Consider the following 20,194-nt stretch of genomic DNA (forward strand, 5'->3'; position numbering starts at 1 on the left):
AGTTAGCCTCTACTTTTCGTAGAGGCTAAATTATTATCACAGCGCGGACAATTATCGCCGAACCATACTTCTCGCATTAGCCGCAACAATCAATCTATTCACCAATACCTTTTTCTTCGTATCAGAGACTGACTGTAGCTCACGAATAATTCGGTTGATCTCGCCATCTAGGTATTTGGCATTTTTCGTTTTCACCATCGCCCGAATGACTTTCTCAGCATTATCCGGCAATGGCTGCTGCATCGCCCACTTATAGCTGTATTCACCACTGTCACTGACAACGGCATCACTTTTGTTACTGCCACCGAAACTCAACGCCTTCGCTGCCGGGCTTTTCTTCACTTTCTTTACAGGTGGCTCAGCGACATCCTGCTCACGCCCCATCCGACGGCAATATTCCTCTGCAACCGGGCTGGAGTAATATGGCAGCGTACCTTGCTGGTATAACTTAGCTCCCAAATCCTGTGCCAGGTTGATTTTCCCTTCCAATACAAACCGGCTGGCATTGGTTGCCTTTACCGACGGCTTATCCGGCATGGTGTAATAGACAAAGGCTTTTGCTTTCGCCCGGGTCAGTGCCACATACGCCAAACGGCGCTCTTCTTCCAAATCAGCCCCTACCGTACCCGACGCCCTATTCACATAAGGAAAAGCATCCTTGTCCCAAAACGGCAAGTGGACATGGTTATACTCACACCCTTTGGCCCGGAATATGGTTGTCAGCTGGATCGAGTCTTGCGCATTCGCTTCATTGGAGCCTGCTTCATTAAATCCTGTTGCATTAGCTCCTGTGGCATTTGAGCCAGTATTATTCTTGACGCTTTTCTGGCCAGACTGCTGAGTGTAATACTCGAAATACTGCAGCGCCTTTTCACAGCTCTGATCCATCGCTTCAAGCACAGTGGCGACGCTGTCTAGGCGCTCAATCGCTTCTTCAATCTCAGAGGCTGTCGCCTCCGTTTTCCAAATCCAGCTATCAAGGCCACTTTCATTACGGTATTGCTTATAGACATCCGAGGCTTTAAAGCTGCCTTTGCGCATTAACCGTTGCAAAAGCTCTAGGCGCTCAATGAGGTTATCCAGCTTCAAAGTCGCATTGGCTTTTTCATAGCGGCCAATAAACGTCAGCCACTGCGAAGGCTCCATTCCCGCCAATTGTTCACACAACGGCTTGAGGGATTTATTAGGCACATAACAGTGTGGAAAGCACATTAAGCTGAACAATAGCCCCGATTTCTGTGCAACGGCCAAATCAGCAAAACGCGTTGTCGCCAACGTCGCCAACTCCATAAGCAACTTGACTTCACGGCTATGCGCCAATACCGAAGGTACTGGCATATGATACGGTAGTTGCTTACTGAGGAAAGCTAACTCAAACAACAAGGTTTGTGACCAACGGCGAACCAAAATAGCCACATCAGAAGGCTTCCCGCCATCAGCTAGGTATTGTGAAATTGAATTGGCGATTTCACCCACCTGCCTTGAAGAGCCACATTCTACTACTTGGGTATCAGAAATCCCTTCGCCAGAAACGGTCAAGAACTCACTGAAACGCTCCTTGTTATTGGCAATCAGGTGGCTAGCCGCTAGCGCCAAGCTATGACCGAAACGGAACGTTTGCGACAGGGTGTAGGTTTTCGCCGGGGCAAAATCCTGCTCAAAGTTCAGCATGAACTGCGGTGCACTACCCCGCCATTTATAAATACACTGGTCAACATCACCCACGGCCAACAACTGGGTTTGCGGCCCCAGCAATTGTTTCAGCAAGCGGTATTGGGCGGTGTTGATGTCTTGGAACTCATCGACCACCACCAACTTGCAGTGCTGATGAAAGTGCTCACGGATAGCATCATCGTTTTCAAGCAGTTTGACAGTTTCCACCAGCCAGTCATCAAAAAACAGCAAGCGCTGCTTCTTTCTCAGGCTTTCAAACTGCTCATAGGCATCGAGAATAAACAGGTAGTCCCGGTTGATTTCGGCAATCTTGAACACTTCATGCGGTGAGAGCATGTAGGCTTTCACCAACCCGATAAAGCTCAGCAGCAACTCGATAGTCTTCGGGTCTTTGATCATCTGCTGGCGCTGGTAGGTTTTCTCAAGGCCAGAAAGCTCCCTCAAAATAGCCTTCACCAGCGCCTTGTCACTTTCACCACTCTGGTAATCGACCCGATAGCCAGTATTGCGAATAAACCCGGTTTGATTGAGAAACTTCAGACAAAAGCTGTGAAAAGTATGCACTGGCACCTGCGCCTGGATGCCGGTATCACGCAACTTGGCCTGAAAATCGGTGCGAATATCTCGGTTGAACATCAACACCAGCATCTTTTCGGCAGGAATTACTGCCAGTTTCTGCTCAATGAGGCCCACCAGCGTGGTCGTTTTCCCCGTTCCTGCCCCGGCAATACAAAGGGCATTCCCGTGCTGGTGTTGAATAAATGCCGATTGTTCGCTGGTATAACAGGTCATGGTAGGCCTTGCATCAAAAAATGGAGCCTGATTTTGCCACACTTCAAGCCTGTCGCTTGAATAAAATATGACCACTTGAAATCGGTTCACATAAAATCATTGGCTGAATGAAATATAAATTTGCGCAAACGTTTGCTTTTCTAGCTGAAAGGCTATTCGAGTTCTGTTATCATCGCCCGCATTAAAGGTGTAACGACCTTGGCACAATAACCTAGGAACTATAACCTTGGGATTTACGACTACCCTTGGATTACCTAGTTTAGCCGCAACGTTTTACCTTCGTTTAACTTTTGAAATAGGAATTCGCCATGAGCCTTGCTGATCAAGTTCTCGCTGTAAATGATGACCTGCCAATCCGAACGGATAAACCCGTCCATAGTGGTAAAGTTCGTTCCGTCTACTGGTTAACCGAAGAAGATAGCCGCCGCTTGATCAAAGAAAAAGGCTACAACGTTCAGCCTGATGCCCCACTGGCTATCATGGTGATCAGCGATCGTATCTCTGCTTTCGATTGTATCTGGCATGCAGAAGGCGGCCTGAAAGGCGTACCGGGTAAAGGTGCTGCACTTAACGCCATTTCCAACCACTGGTTCAAGCTGTTCCGTGAAAACGGTCTTGCCGACAGCCACATCCTTGATATTCCACACCCGTTTGTATGGATTGTCCAAAAAGCCAAGCCAGTTATGGTTGAAGCAATTTGTCGCCAGTACATCACAGGTTCAATGTGGCGTGCCTACAACCAAGGTGAGCGCAACTTCTGTGGCATCGAACTGCCAGAAGGTCTTGAGAAAGATCAGAAACTGCCAGAGCTACTGATGACACCTTCGACCAAAGGGATTCTGACTGGAATTCCGGGTGTGCCTGAAGTTGATGATGTCAACGTAACGCGTGACGATCTGGTCAACAACTACGAAGCATTTAATTTCCGCAGCACTGACGACATCGGTCAATATGAAAAACTGCTTAAGGAAGGTTTTGATGTCATCAGCAAAGAGCTGGCAGCGCTGGATCAGATCTTTGTCGATACTAAATTCGAATTCGGATATGTGACCGATGCCGAAGGTAAAGAAAAGCTGATCTATATGGATGAAGTGGGCACACCAGATTCATCCCGTATCTGGGACGGCGAAGCATACCGCAATGGCGAAATCATCGAGAACTCGAAAGAAGGTTTCCGCCAGATGCTGCTGAACCACTTCCCAGATCCAGACATCCTATTGAACAAAGATCGCATGGATGAGCGTTTCGCTCTAGCCCGCGATAACGAGCTTCCTGTTGAGGCGCTGATGAACCTATCAAAGGTTTACACCGACATCGCCGAGAAGATCACTGGCGAAAAAATCCTGCTTTCTGAAAACCCGAAAGCAGAAATCGTTTCAGTGCTTCGCGAGCAATACGGTTTGATTGACTAGGATTACATTCCTTTATATAGAGCGCGTAATTGTTAAGAAAAAGGCAGCGTCTGTGCTGCCTTTTTTGTTTTCATTACCTTTCCGGTGACCATTAGTCATGGACAATTTGTTGCGTATTTTATACTGCATTTCATTAATCACCCAATAGCATATAAATCTTTAATTTCACAACAACACAGCAAAAAAGTTCAGCTTCAGATCACAAAAATACTCAACAAACATTAACAATTACGTTACCACGCCGACATTATAACTATCTACTTTTTGTGCTTGTTGAGGGATCCAATGAAGTTTAGCCATAAAGTTGTCGCATCATCATCGGCAATACTATTGGTGGCACTCGCACTACTGTCAGCCAACCAATATTTTAATACTAAAAATCAAATCCAGTCTTTGGTTATGCAAAGCATGGAGGAAATCATTTCCGGCATGAGCAATACCGTCAATGCCGAACTGGAGAGCAAAAAGTCATTAGCGAGTTATACTGCCGGCTTAATCACCAGTGATATGACACTGGATCATATCCATACCGTGATTGAGCAACCCACTATCAAAAATACTTTTTTGCTCACGGGATTGGGATTTGAAAAAGACGGTAGCTTCACCAGTAATGACCCAAGCTGGGATCCGGGAGAATCTTGGGAACCACGAGCACGTCCTTGGTATATTGATAGCAAGCAGAAACGCGACACCATAATCACTGCGCCATATGCTGATTCTGTGACCAATGAGATTTTGGTTTCTATTGCCAGCCCATTAATCGCTAACGGCCAGTTCCAGGGTGCGATCTTTTTCGACATGAGCCTATCGAGCTTAGCCAATCTGGTTAACCAAGTCTCTTTGTTCAATGCTGGATACCTGTTCATCGTAGATGGAAGCGGGACAACTATCGCTCACCCCGATACGAAGTACAATGGCAAACCAATGACCGACTTTATTGGCAACCACTCGATTTCATCTGATGCCGTCCATGCTGAGCTGGACGGAAAAACTGTGACATTATCATTTAGTCAAATTGAAGGCCAAGAGTGGTATATCGGTGCCGTACTTGATGAGAGTGTTGCCTTTGCCGCAGTTAATCAATTACGCAGCGATGCCATTATCTACTCTCTTGTTGCTTTGATCGCAGGGATCATCGCCCTACTGCTGTTGATCAAGGTGTTGATGCGCCCGCTTGCTGATCTTAATACAGCAATACAAGATGTGGCTTCCGGACAGGGAGATCTAACCCGACGTCTTGATACCAACACCGATCAGGAGTTTGCCGTACTAGCGACAGGCTTCAATGCCTTCACTGAAAAACTACAAAACCTGATCCTACAATCTAAGTCTCTCAGCACAGATATTTTGCTCGGTACCGAACAAACTGCCGCAGGCGCTCAGCAATCCGCCTCCGCGATGTCAAACCAACTCAAAGAGCTCGATCAGTTAGCAACAGCGATGCATGAGATGGCAGCGACGTCGGTTGAGGTGGCCAATAATGCTCAGGGCGCTGCGACAGCCGCGCAGCAGGCTGATGAAGCTGTCCAGGATGGCGGACGCATTGTCTCCCACACTGCCAGTGCTATTTCCGATCTGTCTGCACAAATTGATGAGGCAGTCGAAGTCGTTAGGCAGCTAGAAGCTTCGACAGGCAATATTGAATCCATACTTAAGGTTATCAACGAAATCGCCGACCAAACCAATCTGCTTGCCCTTAATGCCGCTATTGAAGCTGCGCGAGCAGGTGAGTCAGGCCGAGGCTTTGCTGTTGTCGCGGATGAAGTACGAACGCTGGCGCAAAGGACACAGGAGTCGACGACTGAAATTCGCCAAATGATTGAGCAGCTTCAGTCGGGCGCGAGCTCTGTAGCAAGTGTGATGGGTGTGAGTAAAGAAACAGCGGCATCTACCGTGGAGAAATCTCAAGAAGCCGATGAAGCGCTGGTACGGATCAGTGGTGCTATCCAGCAAATCAATGATATGAACCTGCAGATTGCTTCGGCCGCTGAAGAGCAAAGCCTAGTGGCTGAGGAAATCAATACCAATACTCTAAACATTAAAGAGTTGAGTGTTCAGGTCTCCGACGCTGCATCAGCAGCCGATCAGGCTTTGGAAGAGCAAATTAACAAAGTCCGTGAGCAAGACTCAATCATGAACAAGTTTGTTGTTTAACTGAAAGGGTTTAACTCACTCAAAAGACAAGGCAGCCCATTAGGCTGCCTTGATTAATTTCGACTACTGACTGTATTCCAGCGAAGAGTGATGCAGCGCAATACGTAGTGCACCGGCATTATCTTTAACAAACTTCCACGTTTTATCTACGCTGGTCTGGTTGCCCTCTGTATCGGTGAAGTGAACTTTACCCATAGTGCTGGCACTGTTTCCAGTAATGAAAACACCTGCATTTTCGATTTCACATGCTTTCCAGTTCTTTAGCGCAAAACCTGTGTCCTGTGGAAATGCCTCATCACCACCAACAAAGTACGATAATGCCCCTTCTGGCGTGGTACGGAAGGTTTGCGGATTAACCGTCAGGGTTGGTTTGAACAGCACTGTCCCCATTTGGTAGGCATAAGCACCCTCGATAACCTCTTCTGCCAATGTTTTAGCGGCTTCATGCCCACTTTTAGTATAGGTCGTGCTGATATCAACCAGTGCCTGACACCAACCATGCTGGGCAGCCAGTACCTCATCTTCGGTAACCGCTTGATTGACGACAACACTAGCAAAGGCTGAGGTTGAAATATAAAGTAATGTAAACGCACTTACCATAGTTTTAATTTTCATAGACTCTACCTGTTTAATATAAATGACTTATAAGTAGGACAAACATTAAAGAAAATCTGGGTTTTTAATACCCACAAACCTAATGATGTTTATCTCAGAGTTGTGCTTGTTGTGGGAATTTAAACTAACCACAATTATTTTTCACGAATAGTAAAGTTGCAGATTATTTCAGGAACCGTACAGAAATAGAGCCTGAACGCATAAAAATAAAACCATTAAGTATCAATAACTTTCAGAAAGAAACAAAGCATCAATTTCCTCTTCAAAATGTAGCGACCCGATAAAGTGATCTTGTAGCAAAAATACAATCGTGATTTTTAAACAACTTGACTCTCTAGTAAATAAGTAAACTTTAAATAATGTAATCACAACAGCATTTATTAATACTTTTTCTTATATTTGTTTCCATTGGGTAATATTAATTATCAACATTTTTATATCGAATTTGATAATTTACAATCGCTAACTATAGTGATTTCATCACTGATACCACTTTAATACGGTCTAGATATGGGGCTTTGTGTGATATGCCTTATTACTCCCCTTTACCTAAATTTACGAAGCATTAACATAACTTGAATAACCCTTAAGTAATAATGGATTTATATAAATCGGTGTCTCAATACAACAGAGCACACCATATAAAAATGCTCGACACGTAAAGGATTATTTCAATGAAAAGCAATCAACTATTATCCACCCAGACTATCCTCATTCACTGGCTAACCGGGCTGAGCTTTATCGCCACCTTCGCCATTGGTTTTTATCTTGTTGACCTACCACGTAGCCCAGAGAAATTTGAATTACTCAGCCTGCACAAATCTTTCGGAGTTGCAGTATTGATTGTCGCCTTGGTTAGGGTAATTTGGCGGTTGAAAGAAGGTCCTATCCAAAGTGCAACTTCAGGGCCAGCATGGCAGGAAAAAGCCGCAACAATCGTTCACTATACGCTATTGGTCAGTACACTATTAATGCCTATATCTGGCATTATCATGAGCGTAGGCGGTGGCCATTCTGTCGCATTCTTCTCAATTGAGCTAATTGCTGGCGGGGAAAAAACTGAGTGGGTAAATAGTATAGGTAAGAGCCTGCATTTCTATGCCTCACGCGTTGTCATGATTACATTGGCTTTGCATGTGGCAGGCGCACTGAAACACCACTTTATAGATAAAGATAATACGTTGACCCGCATGCTTCGCATCAAGAAAGAAAAAGGCACCCAACACTCTGCAACACAGCACTGAGCCTGTAAACGCATTAAAGAGAAAAAGAGGCTGTATTCCACCAGCCTCTTTTCATTATTTTCTACTATACACCCAACAGCGATCAGAGCTTACGGCCAAGCCGTTTCTCAATCTGGCGTTTCTCCCATTCGGCGCCAAAGAAGTTGAAGACTTCGAAAGCGCTTAAGCCGTGAGACACTATCCCTATCCCCCAGCCCATTGCCGGCCACCACGCCCAGATATAGCTCGGGTCTGTCATGAAGTTAATGACGAACAACATGGCGATGACCATGACATAAGTGATCAGGTGGGAGTAAAACCCTTTAATCTCCCTGACTTGCTCGATAACTTTCATTTCATCTTGGGTTATTTGCGTATTCTCGTTAAGGTGTGTTTGCTCGTTCATGATTGGCTCTCCCTGAAGATCGGTGACTGAAATTTCAAACACAGCAGCCAATGATTTTAACGATTCCAACCCTGCCTTATGGCCCCTTTCGATACGCTGGATAGTCCGAACACTCAAACCGGATAGCTCAGAGAGATGTTCTTGAGACCAACCACGTTGTAGCCTTAGCTTTCTGACAATCATTGTAGAATCCTTCCTGCTGTTTGAATCAACTGTACCTGTCATCACGGTTAACCAGAACGACACCGACCCGACAAACACCTGACAGTGTTACTTTTCATATACTTACAAAGATTTATGTCAGCCAACTGGCAGGTCGTTGCGTTAGTTTTAACACCAATATTATTGTGCCAGCATTTATTTACACATACATCATCAGGCATCCCATGTTGGCTCACATCTTTCTGGGTAACTCGATGAAAAGAAAAGGGCCATTGGGTAATACCCAATGGCCCTTCGTTAATTTAGATTTTGAGTTCGAGAAGAGTGCTGTTTAAACCGTTGTCTTCACTGGCTCTGCATCCCCATCAGTTTGATCTGAAGACACTGTTTTGCCGTGGAATTTCTTCTCCCAGTAATCAGCATTCTTGATACCAAGCTTAACAGGGTCGAAAGTAAACTCTTTCACACCGGCTTTCTGCTGCTCTTCGTAATCTTTCAGCGCTTTTAGTGCTGGCTTCGATAGGAAGAAGATGATCAAGATACCCACGATGTTCAGCCATGCCATTAGACCTACACCCACATCACCCATTGCCCAAGCAAGGTTGGCCGTCTTCACGGTTCCGTAGAACACTGCTACCGTTAGGATGACTTTCAACACAAACATCATACCTGGGAATTTCACAGTACGGCGGATGTAAGCAATGTTGGTTTCTGCAATGTAGTAGTAAGCTAGGATAGTCGTAAAGGCAAAGAAGAACAGTGCAAAGGCAATGAATGGTTTACCGATACCTGGCATCGCGCTTTCAATCGCCATCTGGGTAAAGACTGGGCCGTTAGCACCAATGTCTGCCGCAAGGTTCTGTACCAAGAACATTCCTTCTGCGCCACCGTGTACGTTGTAAGCACCAGTGATCAGAATCATGAACGCGGTAGCAGAACAAACTAGCAGTGTATCAATGTAGATTGAGAATGACTGAACCAGACCCTGCTGTGCTGGGTGCTGTACATCAGCAGCAGCCGCTGCGTGAGGGCCTGTACCCTGACCGGCTTCGTTAGAGTAAACACCACGCTTAACACCCCAACCGATTGCCGCACCAATACCCGCCATTGGCGTGAAGGCATCACCGACAATCATCATGAAGATACTTGGTACCATGTTGATGTTTAGCAGGATGATAATGAAAGCAATCACAATGTAGGCCAGTGCCATGAAAGGAACCACAACCTGTGTGAAGCTCGCGATACGCTTAACACCACCGAAGATGATGAAGGCAAGGATAATTGAAACGAAGGTACCCGTTACAATTTTCGCAAGGCTGATAGTACCGATAGTAGTTTCAATCATTTGACCAGGACCAAATGCAGCTTCAACCGCATTACCGATACTGTTTGACTGAACACCAGGAAGAAGCACACCACACGCGAAGATAGTAGCAATCGCGAAGATCCACGCGTACCACTTCTGACCCATCGCTTTTTCAATGTAGTAAGCCGGACCACCACGGAACTGGCCGTCTTCATCTTCTTCTTTATAAATCTGTGCCAATGCAGATTCACTGTATGCTGTTGCTGCACCAAGGAAAGCAACAACCCACATCCAGAATACTGCACCCGGACCACCAAAACCGATAGCGGCTGCAACACCCGCGATGTTACCCGTACCTACGCGCCCAGAAAGAGAAACGGCTAATGCCTGAAAAGAGGAGATACCCTGAGCGGAACTTTTACCAGATAACAACAGACGCCACATTTCACGGAAGTGACGAAGCTGAACAAAACGAGTGGTAATGGAGTAAAACAGACCCGCGCCCAGACACAGATAAATCAGCACTGGGCTCCAAATTATTCCATTTAGAAAATCTACTAACGACTGCATTAAAAAACTCCCTGTATGATTGGTTAATGCTTCGTCAGTATAATAATCACATTGTAACCCGATTGTTAAATATTTTATTTCATCATGCAATTTAGCGTGATCTATAGCTCATAAGCTGGGGGGGATTGGTATACGGCAGATAAAGCTCCTACCAGTTAACGTGACGTAGGTCGATTTATCTAAATCCATTGCTAAAGAGATGTTAATTTGCTGTTTAAAAACCAAGCAAACAAACCCAAAAATTCCTGTTTGCTCACAATTTTACTCTAGTTAAGCGGTACACATAGTTTCGATGGTTACTGCGAGAATTTTCTTTGTCTTAACAGGCATATGCACCTTGTGTAATTAAAATGCCATTAAAAAAGCCAGAATTCATCATTCTGGCTTAATTGATTAACTTGTCGGATAAAACAGTTTCCTACCATCAGATACCTAAGCTACCACGTCGGTTTCTTTTCTTAGTCACACTACATACTGAAGCTATAGTTAAGGCCAAATGAAAAAATGTTAGCAGACCGGTCAGTGATGTCAGAGACCGACGGCGGGGTAAAGCTGCCCCTCCGGCCCTCTTTGGCTTTGGTATAGTGCCATTCACCGACCGCTGCAAGGTTTGGCAATATGTCGTAACGCACACCTAGGCTAACGCTGTCAGAGCCGTCTTTGGTTTTATCGCCACCAGTACGCTTTCCATAGACAAGATAAGGCGTCCAATCTTGATAATGATATAGCAGTGAAACGTAACCGCCCCACGGGCCATCTTTGCTGATGGTACCTTCGAAGATTGTGGTGAAATCCTGCCAGTCGTACTGGAGGCCATAGGACCAGGTTTGGCTATCAATGTGGGCGGTATATTTACCGAACTTAATCGGTACACCAAATTCATTATATTCTACCGGGACAACATCTTCTACTGTGGTGATATCAAGGCGGCTTTCAAAATAGTTTAGATAGATACTCCAAACATCGCTTTCCAAATCTAGCCGCAATCCATATAACTCTTTTAAATTAACGTCGTAATACACATGGTTTATCTCGTTATTATCAATCGAGGTTTTAAAAGCAGCATAAGGCTGTATTTGAAGCAATAAACTATCACTCAGCGTCCAGGTATAGTACGCATCAATGCCATCGTATCGGGTGAAACCACCGGTTGTATCGTATACCTCAGCGGGAAGCCTTACCCAAGGGTAAGCCTGGTTAACAAAAACCACTTGTGAATACATAAACGTCGGTGAGCGTAACCGTCCGGCACGTATTTTCAAATCCGCTACCGGCTCTACAGAAATATATGCCCACTCAAGATCAGGATCACTGAAATTATCTGACGGCCGCTTTACCAGTTGTGCAGAAGCATGAAGCCAGTCCGTTGGGAATAAATCCGCTTGTATACCGGCGATGGTGTCACAATCAAAGCACCACTCATCAGTAATATTTCGGGTGTAATAATATGGGGTTTCGTTATCACTTTTCGCTGCCGCGACGGAGGCAAAACCGGAAATAGCTAACCAATCAGGTAACTCAACAGCTTTTACTACCAACGATATTGATAGCAGAAAAATAACACTAATGAATTTCAAGCAGTACATTGAGCCCTCCTATTTTGCTAACCGGCAAATACCCAATCGCCGATGGTTCTTTTTCCAACCACTGATGCACCAACTCTATATCATCTGATTTCATCTCTGTTGGTGGCTTAGCTCTGCCCGAGAAGGCAATAGATGACCAAATCCTTTTCATCTGCCCTTCGCTCTTCCTTAACATCTTTTGATAAAACTCCTTTCGATATTCACTACCTGAAGGGAAGTCAATCAATTCTATTTTTCCGATACCTGGAATAGTGTGAACCTTGCCAGAGAATAAAAGCTTAGCTTTCGTTTTAGTCAGTTTTTCAGCAGGAGGTGTCGGTGTTGATGTGACAATCGCATAACTTTCAGCGAATGCTAAAGGCGAGGAAAAGATAAATACCAATAATAAATATCCAGATACTCTTTGAAATAAAAGTGTCACACTGTCAGCCCTTAACATAAACCATAGAAATATCGTAGGCAGGATAAATCAAGACTAATAATAATTAGACTTTGATTTTGAAGGTGATCACAAAATATTTATTAACGATTTTATTCACTCTGTTTGAGCTTTTATTTGACGGTCTATTCGTCAATATTTTGAATAATTAATAGCAATTTTCAGCTGTTAAATTTATAAAAAAGGCGCTGAATCTTCAGCGCCTTAATAATAATGATATACCGACTTCTATTTACTTATTAATTAAACATCATAAGTTGTAGAAGAGATATCGCCACCAGTACCTGTCCAGTTCGTATGGTAGAACTCACCGCGTGGTTTGTCAGTGCGCTCATAAGTGTGGGCACCAAAGTAGTCACGTTGTGCCTGAAGCATATTTGCTGGCAGGCGAGCCGTTGTGTAACCATTTAGGAAAGTTAGCGCTGAAGACATACAAGGCATTGGCAGACCAGTCTCGAACGACTTAGCCACGACTTTACGCCATGCTGGAAGACAGCTTTCTAGGATATCCTTGAAGTAGTTATCAAGGCCTAGGAACGCAAGCTCTGGGTTTGCTTCGAAAGCATCACGGATATTACCCAGGAAAGCACTGCGGATAATACAACCACCGCGCCACATTAGGGCCACGTTGCCGTAGTTAAGATCCCAGTTGTTAGACTCAGACGCTTCACGGATAAGCATAAAGCCCTGCGCGTAAGAGATGATTTTAGACGCAAGCAGTGCCTGACGCAGTGCATCCAGCCACTGAGACTTATCACCTTCAACAGCAGTAATTGGGTTGTTGAATAGCGATGCCGCTTCTTCACGCTGCTCTTTCAGTGAAGACAAGCAACGGGCAAAGACAGATTCAGTGATCAGCGTTAGCGGGATCCCATGGTCTAGAGCATTGATACCCGTCCACTTACCGGTACCCTTCTGGCCAGCAGTATCAAGGATTTTCTCTACCAGCGGCTCACCATCTTCGTCACGGTAACCAAGAATGTCTGCTGTGATTTCAATCAGGTAGCTGTCTAGCTCAGTTTTATTCCACTCAGCGAACGTTGCCTGCATCTCATCATGAGACATGCCCAGACCTTCTTTCATGAAGTGGTAAGCTTCACTGATCAGCTGCATATCACCGTATTCAATACCGTTGTGAACCATCTTCACAAAGTGGCCAGCACCTTCTTTACCTACCCAGTCACAGCACGCTTCACCTTTGTCGGTTTTGGCGGAAATTGCCTGGAAGATAGGCTTAACATGTGGCCATGCTTCAGGATCGCCACCTGGCATGATTGACGGTCCAAAGCGTGCACCTTCTTCACCACCTGATACACCGGCACCGACATAGCGGATACCTTTTTCGCGCAGTTCTGCCACACGGCGGTTGGTGTCTGGGTAGTTAGTGTTACCACCGTCGATGATGATGTCGCCTTCATCCAGAAGCGGTACTAGGTTGTCAATGAACTGATCAACAACGTCACCTGCGCGAACCATCAGCATCACTTTACGTGGTGATTCTAGTTTGCCAACCAGATCTTCAAGAGAAGTCGCACCGACAATGTTGGTGCCCTTCGCCGGACCTTGCAAAAATTCATCAACTTTCGCAACGGTACGGTTGTAAGCAACCACTTTAAATCCGTTATCGTTCATGTTTAGGATCAGGTTCTGACCCATCACGGCCAAACCGATAACACCAATATCAGCTTTCATTTACTTCTCTCCTTATGCCAGCTCTTTGGCTGCTTCTGAATCTAAATACCACTCGGTTGTGCCAGCTTTTGAACTGACTTTAGCTGCTGGGTATGCCTGTGCAGCTGGTGCGTTGCTGGCGATCTCTTTGATCACTGCCGATTTGCTTGCACCTAGAACCAAGTAAGTAATACGTTTAGCGTTTGCCAGCAAGTGCGCGGTTTTCGTCACGCGGATCTGGCGAGTGTCTGGATGTGCAGCGATTGCTGCAATTTCTGTGGTCTCGTAGTCCGTCTGCCCCGGGAACAAAGAAGCGGTATGGCCATCTGTTCCCATGCCAAGCAAGATCCAATCAAACTCAGGCACCCCATCTTTTTCTGGGATTTCTGTCATCATCTCTTGGGCAAAACGGATCGCTTCCATCGCTGCAAATTCTTCACCGCGAATACGGTGGATATTATCAGCAGGGATCGCAATATGGTCGAATAACAAAGCCTTAGCCTGGCCGTAATTACTCTGCTCATCTTCCGGTGCTACGCAGCGCTCATCGCCCCACCAAAAATGAAGGTTTTGCCACTGGATAGACTGGGCAAATTCTGAGCCGGCCAAATAAGCAAACAGCTGAGACGGTGTGCTACCGCCAGACAGCGAGATATGAACCGGGCGGCCCAGCTCACTGTACTCTTTTAGGCTGTTTGCCAATGCATGAACGACCTGATCGGCGTTTTCAAAAACGTGGTAATTCATGTCACTCAAAGCTCACAGTAGTCGGTATTTGTCAGGTTCTTACAAGGGAAGCGCCATTCACGATCGTCACGAGAAAGTAGCTCATCCGCTTCTTTCGGCCCCCAAGTACCTGCAGCATAACCGTAGAGGTGCTCTGGGTTTTCTTTGTAGTCCAAAATAGGCTGAACAAACTCCCAGCAGGCTTTCACTGCATCGGTACGCGCAAACAAGGTCGCATCACCTTTCATCGAGTCCAGCAGCAAGCGCTCGTAAGCCGTTAGCATATGGGTCTCTTCCAGGCTTTCGTAGTGGAAGTCCATGCTCACTTCTTTAGCTTCAAAGCCGGCACCCGGCTGCTTGAGACCAAAGCTCATCAAGATGCCTTCATCTGGCTGGATACGAATGATCAGTTTGTTTTCTGGAGCGTTAGCACCAAATACTGGGTGAGGCGTTTTCTTGAAGTGAATAACCACTTCAGTCACACGGGTTGGCAAGCGTTTACCGGTACGTACGTAGAACGGTACGCCGTTCCAACGCCAGTTATCGATAAACATCTTCAAACCGACATAGGTTTCGGTTCGGGAGTCTTCTGCCACACCCGGCTCTTCACGGTATCCCACAAGGTGATCGCCACGCACATCAGATTCGGTGTACTGGCCCAGCACCAAGTTGTTCTGCAGATCTTTTTCAGAAAGCGGCTGAAGGCTCTTGAATACCTTCATCACTTCATCACGCATCGAGTCGGCATTGATGGCTGCCGGCGGCTCCATACCCACCATAGCCAATACTTGCAACAAGTGGTTCTGGAACATGTCACGAACCGCACCCGCGCCATCGTAATAACCACCACGCTCTTCGACACCCAGGAATTCAGCCGCTGTGATCTCGACGTAGTCAATAAAGTTGCGGTTCCAAAGTGGCTCGAACATACCATTGGCAAAACGGAACACCAGTAAGTTCTGGACAGTTTCTTTACCTAGGTAATGGTCAATACGGTAGATTTGGTGCTCTTGGAAGTGGGCATGCAAGTCTTTGTCTAACTGCTCGGCGGTCGCCAAGTCGTAACCAAAAGGTTTCTCGACAATCAGGCGCTTCCAGCCATTTTCTTCACTGTTGAGGCCATGGGCTGCTAGGCACTGAGGGATCACACTGTAGAGGCTTGGCGGCGTCGCCAGGTAGAAAGTGGTATTGCCTTGGGTTTGGTACTTCTGCTCAATTTCATCCAAACGATTTTTCAACTTGGCGTAATCGTCGACATCCTTCGTGTCAATCGCTTGGTAATGAAGGCGTTGACAGAAAGCATCAAGTACCTGGGGGTCAACTTTTTCGTTGGCTGTCAGCGAATCTTTCAATTTCTGCTGGAACTCATCATCAGAATAATGAGTCCGGCTTACCCCTAAAATAGCGAATTCTTCAGACAGCAATCCATTCGCGAATAGGTGGTAAAAGGCTGGGATCAACTTACGATGAGTCAGATCACCCGACGCCCCGAAGATGACGATACAATTATTTTCAGGCTTAACCATAATGCTTTCCCACTCGCCTGAATCCATCAGGACAAGTTATTCATTTTATTATTCAGTTTGGTATTGATGTTATCAATACAGCTAAAAAGCACCAGCAGATTTTCTCTATCGCACCGATAGAGAAAACCTTTAATTGGTCACATTTTAGTCGATAATGAGAACGGCGCCTTTTGGGCGCCTCATTATGTATGAGAAGCACATAACATCCCAGCTACATTTGTCTGGTACAACCAGTCATGAGAGAGCAACTAATTGCTTAGTATATTCTTGTTGCGGCTCACTAAATAGGGATTGGGTTTCCCCCTGCTCTACAACTTGGCCTTGGCGAAGAACCAAGGTGTAGTGACACAAGGATTTCACAACATGGAGATCATGGCTGATAAAGAGGTAGGTTAAGTTATATTTTTGCTGCAGGTTTTTTAATAGGGTAAGCACCTGAAATTGAACCGTTCTATCTAGCGACGATGTCGGTTCATCCAACAAGATAAACGCAGGTTTCAACACCAGGGCACGGGCGATAGCAATCCGCTGGCGCTGGCCGCCCGAAAATTCGTTGGGATAGCGGTGGCGTGTTTCTGGGTCGAGCTCAACATCTCGCATCACATCACAAATGACCTTGTCTTCTTGCTCAGGCGTTAAATTTTGATGAACTTTTAGCCCTTCACCAATGATTTGAGCCACAGACATCCTCGGGTTCAAGGCAGAAAACGGGTCTTGGAAAACCACTTGCATTTTGCTGCGTATAGGTAACATTTGCTTACGATTAAATGCCGAGATATCCTCCCCTCGGTATAAAATTTCACCCGTACTTTCCAACAATTTGAGAATCGCCATGCCTGTTGTCGACTTGCCCGAGCCACTTTCACCGACAAGGCCGACGCTGTGGCCGGTTCGCAACAAAAAGCTTACATCCGTCACCGCTTTAATATGATCCTTAACCCGCTTCAATACCCCGCCTTTAACCGGGAACCACACCCGTAGGTCTTTTACCTCGAACATAGGTGTCGCTGCCATATCGACCGGGACCGGCTCGCCGCTCGGATCGGAGTTGATCAACTTGATGGTATAAGGATCTTGCGGCCGTTCGAACACTTCAATCATGGTATTGGTTTCCACCAGCCGCCCCATCTGCATTACCGCAACACGATCGGCAATTTTGCGAACAATGCTCAAGTCATGGGTGATAAACAGCATGGCCATGCCCATTTCACGCTGTAGATCTTTGAGCAAATCCAAAATCTGCGCCTGTACCGAAACATCCAGTGCCGTTGTCGGTTCATCGGCAATCAACAGTTCTGGCTCGTTAATAAGCGCCATCGCTATCATTACCCGCTGGCGCTCACCGCCTGACAATTCGTGCGGATAAGATTCCAATCTTTTTTCTGGGTTTCTGATCCCGACTTTCTGCAACCATTCCAGCGCTTTCTTCTGCGCTTCTCGCTGCCGAGTACCACGGTGGATAGCGAGGATTTCACACAACTGGCGGCCAATTTTATGCAGTGGGTTCAAGGACATCATCGGCTCTTGGAAAATCATGCCAATACGGTTGCCCCTTAAGCCGCGCATTTCCCGCTCACTACAACGCATCATGTCAATGCCATCATAATGAATATGGCCACTGAGATAACGAGTAGATGATTTCGGTAGCAGGCGTAAAATCGCATTGGCCGTGACTGATTTACCCGAGCCACTCTCCCCCACCAGCGCAAGGGTTTCGCCACGTTTAATATCCAGGCTAACGTTGTAGGTCACCTGATTAACGGATTTTCCGCTTTGAAAACCCACCGATAGATTTTCAATGGTAATAATAGGTTGTGACATAGTTACCTCTGATGGTGGGGATCAAATGCGTCACGCACAGCTTCGCCGACAAACACCAACAAGCTCAGCATGATTGAAAGGACAACGAAGGCAGATAAGCCCAACCAAGGCGCTTGCAGGTTAGTCTTCCCCTGAGCCAGCAGTTCACCTAATGATGGGGAGCCCGCTGGTAAGCCAAAGCCGAGGAAATCCAGCGAGGTCAACGTGGTTACCGAGCCGCTGAGAATAAACGGCATCATTGTAAGTGAAGCCACCATGGCATTAGGCAGCATGTGGCGTAGCATGATACGGCCATCACCGACGCCCATCGCCTGGGCCGCCCTGACATAATCGAGGTTCCGGCATCGAAGGAATTCGGCACGGACTACACCGACTAGCCCCATCCAGCTAAACAGCACCATGATGCCCAGCAGCCACCAAAAATTTGGCTCAACAAAGCTGGATAAGATGATCAGCAAAAATAGCGTCGGCATGCCAGACCATACCTCGATAAAGCGCTGGCCGAACAGATCGACCCAACCGCCGTAGTACCCCTGGCTAGCCCCGACGATAACGCCAATCACGGTAGAAATGATGGTAAGGGCAAAACCGAATAAAACGGATATACGGAAACCGTAAATAATACGGGCAAGCACATCGCGCCCTTTGTCATCTGTGCCGAGCCAGTTGACACTATCAGGCGGCGACGGAGCCGGGCCAGATAAGTCATAGTTGATGGTGTCGTAGCTAAAGCGGATCAGCGGCCAGATCATAAAGCCATCGGCCTCGATCAAGTCCGCGACATAAGGGTCGGTATAGTCGGCTTCTGCATCGAATTCACCGCCAAACTCAGTCTCGGAATAAGGGGTGACAATAGGGAAATACCACTGTGACTCAAACTGGATCACCAACGGCTTATCATTGGCGACGATCTCTGCAAACAAGCTGCAGAAAAACAGGATCGAAAAGATCCACAACGACCAATAACCGCGCTTATGAGCGCGGAATCTAGCCCAACGTTCCTTGGTTAATGGGTTCAATTTCACTAACGTGCCTCAAAATCTATCCGTGGATCGACCAATGTATAGGTAATATCCGAAATAATGTTCAGCAACAGCCCGAGTAGCGTCATGATGTACAAAGAGCTAAATACCACCGGGTAATCTCGCTGTATGGTCGACTCAAACCCTAACAATCCTATCCCTTCCAAAGAGAACATCACCTCTATCAGCATCGCACCGGTAAAGAAGATACTGATAAAGGCAGCCGGAAAGCCTGCGATGATGATCAGCATGGCATTACGGAAAACGTGACGATACAAAATACTGCGCTCATCAAGCCCCTTGGCACGGGCTGTGACTACGTACTGCTTGTTGATTTCATCAAGGAAGGAGTTTTTGGTTAACATGGTCAAAGTGGCAAAACCGCCAATAACCATCGCCAGAATAGGCAGGGTCAAATGCCAGAAGTAATCAATGATCTGCTGGTACCAATTCAACTGGTCAAAATTGGACGACACCAGCCCGCGCAACGGAAACCAGCTGAAATAGTTGCCACTGGCGAAGAAGATGATCAGCAATATCGCGAACAGGAAACCGGGGATCGCATAGCCGACAATCACTACCGCGCTACTCCAGACATCGAACCGCGAACCATGCTTGATAGCCTTGGCTATTCCCAGTGGAATCGAGACCAAATAGATGATCAGCGTACTCCAAAGGCCTAGCGAGATAGAGACCGGTAGGCGGTCGATAATTAAATCAATCACGTTGCCGCCTTTGAACAGGCTCTCGCCAAAGTTGAACGTGGCGTAATCCTTGAGCATATCGAAGTAACGCTCGTGCAATGGCTTATCAAAGCCAAATTGCTTCTTGATCGCCTCGACCACTTCGGGATCCAACCCGCGAGAGCCGCGGTAGCCCGAACCATTTTCAGAAGGCTCCAACGAACCAACTTCTTGCCCACCGCCAGTGAAGCGTTCCATGATGCCAGAGCTATGGCCTTCAAGCTGGGCCACCGCCTGTTCAACCGGTCCGCCGGGGGCGATTTGGATAACAAAGAAGTTGATGGTGATGATCGCCCACAACGTGGGTATTACCAACAACAGACGCCGAATAATATATGCCGACATA

Annotated in this window: 15 protein-coding genes; 3 read left to right on the forward strand and 12 right to left on the reverse strand. The window is 46.5% G+C overall.

All coding sequences use genetic code 11. The annotated features are described in order from the left end of the window. Positions 1 to 51 precede the first annotated feature (51 nt). Positions 52 to 2,466 (reverse strand): ATP-dependent helicase, encoded by a 2,415-nt coding sequence (locus tag ACXAGQ_RS00095; RefSeq protein ID WP_475250725.1) that lies wholly within the window; start codon positions 2,464 to 2,466, stop codon positions 52 to 54. A gap of 308 nt (positions 2,467 to 2,774) precedes the next feature. Between ACXAGQ_RS00095 and ACXAGQ_RS00100 the strand changes: the two genes are divergently transcribed. Then, complete coding sequence (locus tag ACXAGQ_RS00100) at positions 2,775 to 3,878, forward strand: phosphoribosylaminoimidazolesuccinocarboxamide synthase (RefSeq protein ID WP_475250727.1); 1,104 nt, start codon at positions 2,775 to 2,777, stop codon at positions 3,876 to 3,878. A gap of 285 nt (positions 3,879 to 4,163) precedes the next feature. Further along, positions 4,164 to 6,032 (forward strand): methyl-accepting chemotaxis protein, encoded by a 1,869-nt coding sequence (locus tag ACXAGQ_RS00105; RefSeq protein WP_475250729.1) that lies wholly within the window; start codon positions 4,164 to 4,166, stop codon positions 6,030 to 6,032. Between the two features lie 63 nt (positions 6,033 to 6,095). On the opposite strand, the gene ACXAGQ_RS00110 is transcribed toward ACXAGQ_RS00105, so the two are convergent. Then, positions 6,096 to 6,647: a phosphoribosyl-AMP cyclohydrolase gene (locus ACXAGQ_RS00110; protein WP_475250731.1), complete on the reverse strand. Its 552-nt coding sequence runs from the start codon at positions 6,645 to 6,647 to the stop codon at positions 6,096 to 6,098. 674 nt (positions 6,648 to 7,321) lie between these two features. Between ACXAGQ_RS00110 and ACXAGQ_RS00115 the strand changes: the two genes are divergently transcribed. Then, positions 7,322 to 7,891 (forward strand): cytochrome b, encoded by a 570-nt coding sequence (locus ACXAGQ_RS00115; RefSeq protein WP_475250732.1) that lies wholly within the window; start codon positions 7,322 to 7,324, stop codon positions 7,889 to 7,891. An 82-nt stretch (positions 7,892 to 7,973) separates the two neighbouring features. Here ACXAGQ_RS00115 and ACXAGQ_RS00120 read toward each other — a convergent pair whose 3' ends face one another. From ACXAGQ_RS00120 to ACXAGQ_RS00165, 10 genes are all read right to left on the reverse strand, one after another. Beyond that, entirely contained in the window at positions 7,974 to 8,459 is a 486-nt protein-coding gene (locus tag ACXAGQ_RS00120) for a 2TM domain-containing protein (RefSeq protein ID WP_475250734.1), read from the reverse strand. Positions 8,460 to 8,769: 310 nt separating this feature from the next. Beyond that, a complete protein-coding gene (locus ACXAGQ_RS00125) occupies positions 8,770 to 10,314 on the reverse strand; it encodes an alanine/glycine:cation symporter family protein (protein WP_475250736.1) in 1,545 nt (514 codons plus the stop codon). A 467-nt stretch (positions 10,315 to 10,781) separates the two neighbouring features. Continuing rightward, positions 10,782 to 11,900 (reverse strand): hypothetical protein, encoded by a 1,119-nt coding sequence (locus ACXAGQ_RS00130; RefSeq protein ID WP_475250738.1) that lies wholly within the window; start codon positions 11,898 to 11,900, stop codon positions 10,782 to 10,784. Beyond that, positions 11,878 to 12,321 (reverse strand): hypothetical protein, encoded by a 444-nt coding sequence (locus ACXAGQ_RS00135; RefSeq protein WP_475250740.1) that lies wholly within the window; start codon positions 12,319 to 12,321, stop codon positions 11,878 to 11,880. The genes ACXAGQ_RS00130 and ACXAGQ_RS00135 overlap by 23 nt, the downstream gene beginning before the upstream one ends. Positions 12,322 to 12,582: 261 nt before the next feature. Beyond that, on the reverse strand, positions 12,583 to 14,031 hold the full coding sequence (gene gnd / locus ACXAGQ_RS00140) for a decarboxylating NADP(+)-dependent phosphogluconate dehydrogenase (protein ID WP_475250742.1): 1,449 nt from the start codon (positions 14,029 to 14,031) through the stop codon (positions 12,583 to 12,585). Between the two features lie 12 nt (positions 14,032 to 14,043). Further along, the gene (pgl, locus tag ACXAGQ_RS00145) at positions 14,044 to 14,757 is read right to left on the reverse strand and encodes a 6-phosphogluconolactonase (protein ID WP_475250744.1); all 714 of its coding nucleotides are present in this window, start codon (positions 14,755 to 14,757) and stop codon (positions 14,044 to 14,046) included. A gap of 5 nt (positions 14,758 to 14,762) precedes the next feature. After that, complete coding sequence (zwf, locus tag ACXAGQ_RS00150) at positions 14,763 to 16,262, reverse strand: glucose-6-phosphate dehydrogenase (RefSeq protein ID WP_475250746.1); 1,500 nt, start codon at positions 16,260 to 16,262, stop codon at positions 14,763 to 14,765. A 234-nt stretch (positions 16,263 to 16,496) separates the two neighbouring features. After that, the gene (locus tag ACXAGQ_RS00155) at positions 16,497 to 18,083 is read right to left on the reverse strand and encodes an ABC transporter ATP-binding protein (RefSeq protein ID WP_475250748.1); all 1,587 of its coding nucleotides are present in this window, start codon (positions 18,081 to 18,083) and stop codon (positions 16,497 to 16,499) included. A 2-nt stretch (positions 18,084 to 18,085) separates the two neighbouring features. Next, on the reverse strand, positions 18,086 to 19,108 hold the full coding sequence (locus ACXAGQ_RS00160) for an ABC transporter permease (RefSeq protein WP_475250750.1): 1,023 nt from the start codon (positions 19,106 to 19,108) through the stop codon (positions 18,086 to 18,088). After that, positions 19,108 to 20,193 (reverse strand): microcin C ABC transporter permease YejB, encoded by a 1,086-nt coding sequence (locus tag ACXAGQ_RS00165; protein ID WP_475240142.1) that lies wholly within the window; start codon positions 20,191 to 20,193, stop codon positions 19,108 to 19,110. Before ACXAGQ_RS00165 ends, ACXAGQ_RS00160 begins: the two co-directional genes overlap by 1 nt. Position 20,194 lies beyond the last annotated feature (1 nt).

Source organism: Photobacterium sp. ABD4_091, assembly GCF_056160145.1.